The following is a 4,462-nucleotide window of genomic DNA, read 5'->3' as shown; positions in this document are numbered from 1 at the left end:
GCGAAACGATCATTACCGAGTCTTCAATGATCGGACATAATCCCGATACACCGGGAGGAGCAGGGTTAGGTGTCGGCATTACCGTTTTAATCGATCAAATGTTTGATGTAGCTGTCCGTGGGCTGGATTATATTGTCGTCATCCCTAAACCATTCGATTATGAGTGGGCTGCCCACTGGATCAATAAGGCTGAAAAGGATGGAATATCGATTACCGGCGCAATTGTGCAAAAAGATGATGGTGTGTTGATTCATAACCGCCTGCACAAACCAACCCCCATTGTCGATGAGGTTTCTTTAATTGAAAAAGTTCCTCTCGGTAAAATGGCCGCGATTGAAGTCGCATTACCGGGGCATGTCATTCGAACCCTTAGCAATCCATACGGCCTGTCCACCGTATTTCAACTAAATCCTGAACAGACCAAACAAATTGCCCTGGTAGCGAAGGCATTGGTCGGCAATCGTTCAGCCGTTGTGATCCGGACACCACAGGGAGAGGTTGTTGAACGGAAAATTGAAGCCGGCCGGATTAAATTGGCAGGAACCAATAACAAGCAGCTCGAAGTTTCCATTAATGATGGAGCAGAAGAGATTATGAGGACCTATGATAAATTGGGGAATCTTCTTGACGTGAAAGGGGAAACAGGCACGAATGTCGGGGGTATGTTTAACGGGCTGCGCCATGATTTAGCCGAGCTTACAGGCCAATCGCCAAATGAAATAAAAATCTCTGATTTTTTGGCTGTTGACGCCATTATACCAACCTCCATAAGCGGGTCGATGGCTGGTGAGCTTTCCATGGAAAGCGGGGTAGCCCTGGCTTCCATGGTGAAAGCAAATAAAGTCCCGGTTCAGAAAGTCGCCGCTTTATTGGAACAGGAACTTGGTGTGCGGGTTGAGATTGGTGGAATTGAAGCGGAAATGGCGATCCTCGGCTCCCTGACAACTCCTGGTACGAGAAAGCCAATCGTCATTCTCGATATGGGCGGTGGTTCAACCGATGCGGCAATGATGAATGAAACGGGAAAAATCACCTCCAGCCATTTAGCGGGAGCCGGGGACATGGTAACGATGCTGATCAATTCAGAGCTTGCGTTAGGTGACAAGGAACTCGCGGAAAGAATAAAAAAGAATCCCCTGGGGAAAGTGATGAGTTTATTTCATATGCAGTTGGAGGATGGAACCATTTTATTTTCTGAAACACCTTTCCCTCCTCATACTTTTGGAAAGGTAGTCATCCGGGAAGAAAGCGGTTTAACCCCTTTAACCATCAAAGCGTCCATGGACAAAATCAGGGATATCCGCCGCAGTGCCAAGCGAAGGGTATTTGTTACAAATGTGCTTCGGTCGCTTAAGCGCGTAGTTCCAACAGGCAATTTAAAACACTTATCCTTTGTTGTTATGGTGGGAGGTTCAGCTCTTGACTTTGAAATCCCGCAAATGCTCACTGAAGAACTTGGCAAATACGGAATTGTCGCCGGTTTTGCCAATATCCGTGGAACGGAAGGGCCAAGAAATGCAGTGGCCACCGGGCTGGTCTTGTCTTCGGTAAAAGAAGAGGTTTTAAAATGAGTAAACGGGCCATTTACATTCCGATTTTATATAACAGCCATCTTGACCCTATAAAGCTTAGGGTCGTTTGCAGCGGGTTGGAAGAAGAAGGGGTCCCATTTTTACTTCAAGGGAGGGAAGATCAGAAAAACTATATTGAATTGGGTGCAGATGCAGCGGCCATGTCCCCGTTACAGGTTGGAATTGGCATTGATCAAGAAGGAAAGGTGTGTGTTCATCACGAAAAGTTAAAACAAGAAACGCCGTATTTGGAGGATACTCTACAAAACGCCAGAAGTATGGGCCAGAATGCAGCCCGGTTGGTAAAAGGATTGCCGTTATCTTTATAAATGGAAGGGATGGACGAGATGGGGAAAATCAATTTGGAATTAGCGAAAACTCTGATTGAAAGTGCCGAAAAGAAAGCCAGGGAAATCCAGGTGCCTATGGTCATCAGCATCGTCGATAAAGGCGGGAATTTCGTTGCATGCCACAGAATGGACGAGGCCTTGCTGGTTAGTGTGGATATCGCCCAAAACAAAGCTTGGACATCGGTTGCCATGAAAATGCCAACCGCCAATCTGGCAGAAGCAGCAGGGGTCGGAAAAAGCCTTTATGGAATTAATACCACCAATAATGGCCGGGTGGTCGTGTTTGGCGGGGGAATCCCTTTGCGCCAAAACGGGGAAATCATTGGCGCAATCGGAGTAAGCGGCGGTTCGGTTAAAGAAGATATCCAAGTGGCCCAGGCAGGTGTTGACAGTTTAGTAAATTCAACATTAACCGTAAACAATACTTGAAGAAATTCATAGAGTTGAAACACTAACTATCCCTTGGTACCAGACTTTAATTGTTAAAGGGTTCCAGGGGGTTCTATTTTTAAAAAAGAATACAATTCCCACAATTGAAATTTGATGATTTCCTACGATGGTCCTTTCTGGTTCAAAAGACAGGCTGTTTTTCGATAAGGGAATCGGCTATAATATTCAAATAAAACTGAAATTTTAAGGGACGGAGGGAAACATGACTATATTTACTTTGCGTAATATAGTAAATGTTACTGTTTTACAGGAAATCCAGGAACGATTTTCAGAGGCTACCGGCTTTGCGGTCATCATCGCTGATGAGCTGGGTATACCTGTCACGAAACCCTCTAATTTCACCAGCTTTTGCACAAACATCCGTTCATCCGAACAGGGTTCCAAATGCTGCATCTTGTCTGACCGGAAAGTGGGGCAACTGGCGGCACAACATGGGAAACCAATTGTCCATTATTGCCATGCCGGACTGGTGGATATTGCAGCACCCCTCGTCCTTGATGGCAGGCACTTGGGATCCGTTTTATGCGGACAAGTTTTAGTGGACGGACACGATGAACAGAGAATCGAACACATTCGTGACAATTTTAAGCAATTGCTGATTGATCAGGATCTTCTTCAGAAATATTTTGATGAAATCAAGTTTGTCAGTAAGAGGCGGATTGAAGCTGCAGCGGAAATGCTTCAGCTGGTTGCCAAATACATTATTGAAATAGGTGCCAATCATCTGGCCGAACAAGAGCTGAATGAAAGAAACCTGAAGCTGGCCCAGGAGCAGCAACTTCGGACGCAATTGGAAAAACTCCTGCAGGAAACACAACTAAAGGTCTTGCAATCACAGATCAATCCCCATTTTTTATTCAATACACTAAACACCATTTCCCGCCTTGCTTACCTTGAAAATGCAGAACAAACCCAGAATGTTACCTACTCCCTGGCAAAAATCATGAGGTATAGCTTACGCAATAACGATCAGATGGTCACATTGAAAGAAGAATTGGACTATATCCAAAACTACGTAAACATACAACAATCCCGTTTCCGCAATCGAATCCATTATCATGAAAACATTGAAGTGAATGCCGAAGAAATCAGAATTCCTATTTTTACAATTCAACCCATAATTGAAAACGCTATCATTCACGGGTTTGAATCCCATGAAAATGATATTGTGATTACTCTTCATTGTTTTCTAAAGGATCATCAGGTCCAAATTGATATATATGATACGGGGATAGGAATGTCTGAAGAAACATTAGCTTCATTATTTTCAAGACAAGGCAGGGAAAGGAACAGCCACACGACAGGGATTGGAATGAACAACGTCCAAAAACGGCTGCAATATTATTTCGGGGAAGACAATGGTATTACAGGTGTTGAAAGCAAAATTGGGGCAGGTACAATTGTGCGGATTTCCATTCCCCATCCTGGAGGTGTTATAATTTGAAGCTCATGATTGTAGATGATGAACCTCTTGAAAGGGAAGTCTTGATAATGATCATTAGAAAAGAACAACTTGGTGTAACCCAATTATTTGAGGCCCAAAACGGTTTGGACGCTGTAACGATTGCCAAGCAAAAACAAACGGATATCGTTCTAATGGATATAAAAATGCCGGTAATGGATGGAATGGAAGCTGCCGGTATCATAAAAAATGAGGTCCAGGATTGCCGGGTCATTTTTCTTACTGCCTATGATGAACAGGAACTGTACGGTCGGAATTTAACATCGCGGGCGGATGATTATTTATTAAAACCTGCTCATCCAAATGAAATTAAACAAACATTAGTTAAATATATACCAGAAGTAAAAAATTCAAATCGAGGTACTTTGGAAACCATAGAAGTCTCTGGGAATGAAGATATTGATAAGGTGATGAAGTATATTAGGAACCATCTTCATTTGGATTTGCATTTGGATACTTTGGCTGAACTGGTGTATTTAAGCGGGCAATATCTCAGCCGGCTTTTTAAGCAGGAAACAGGATACACGATCACGCAGTACATAACAGCCTGCCGATTGGAAAGGGCTAAGCATTTCCTGATTTACAGCCAAAAAAATGTGATGGAAATCAGTGAAGAATGCGGTTTCTAC

At 43.6% G+C, this 4,462-nt stretch carries 5 protein-coding genes; all 5 read left to right on the top strand.

What is annotated here, in order from left to right:
• Positions 1-1,571, top strand: a 1,571-nt coding sequence (locus ABHN01_RS25360; RefSeq protein ID WP_429877843.1) for a diol dehydratase reactivase subunit alpha, incomplete at its 5' end; no start/stop codon positions are given.
• Positions 1,568-1,900: a glycerol dehydratase reactivase beta/small subunit family protein gene (locus tag ABHN01_RS25355; protein WP_429877842.1), complete on the top strand. Its 333-nt coding sequence runs from the start codon at positions 1,568-1,570 to the stop codon at positions 1,898-1,900. The genes ABHN01_RS25360 and ABHN01_RS25355, both read left to right, overlap by 4 nt.
• 18 nt (positions 1,901-1,918) lie before the next feature.
• The gene (locus tag ABHN01_RS25350) at positions 1,919-2,350 is read left to right on the top strand and encodes a GlcG/HbpS family heme-binding protein (protein ID WP_429877841.1); all 432 of its coding nucleotides are present in this window, start codon (positions 1,919-1,921) and stop codon (positions 2,348-2,350) included.
• A gap of 223 nt (positions 2,351-2,573) precedes the next feature.
• Positions 2,574-3,815, top strand: a complete 1,242-nt coding sequence (locus tag ABHN01_RS25345) for a sensor histidine kinase (RefSeq protein WP_429877840.1) — start codon at positions 2,574-2,576, stop codon at positions 3,813-3,815.
• Between the two features lie 5 nt (positions 3,816-3,820).
• A partial coding sequence (locus tag ABHN01_RS25340) for a response regulator transcription factor (protein ID WP_429877844.1) occupies positions 3,821-4,462 on the top strand: 642 nt, incomplete at its 3' end.

The organism is Fictibacillus sp. NRS-1165, assembly GCF_050468105.1.
Classification (GTDB): domain Bacteria; phylum Bacillota; class Bacilli; order Bacillales; family Fictibacillaceae; genus Fictibacillus_C; species Fictibacillus_C terrinigri.
The sequence above is the reverse complement of the archived record's forward strand: the minus strand, read 5'-3'. Positions and strand labels throughout refer to the sequence as shown.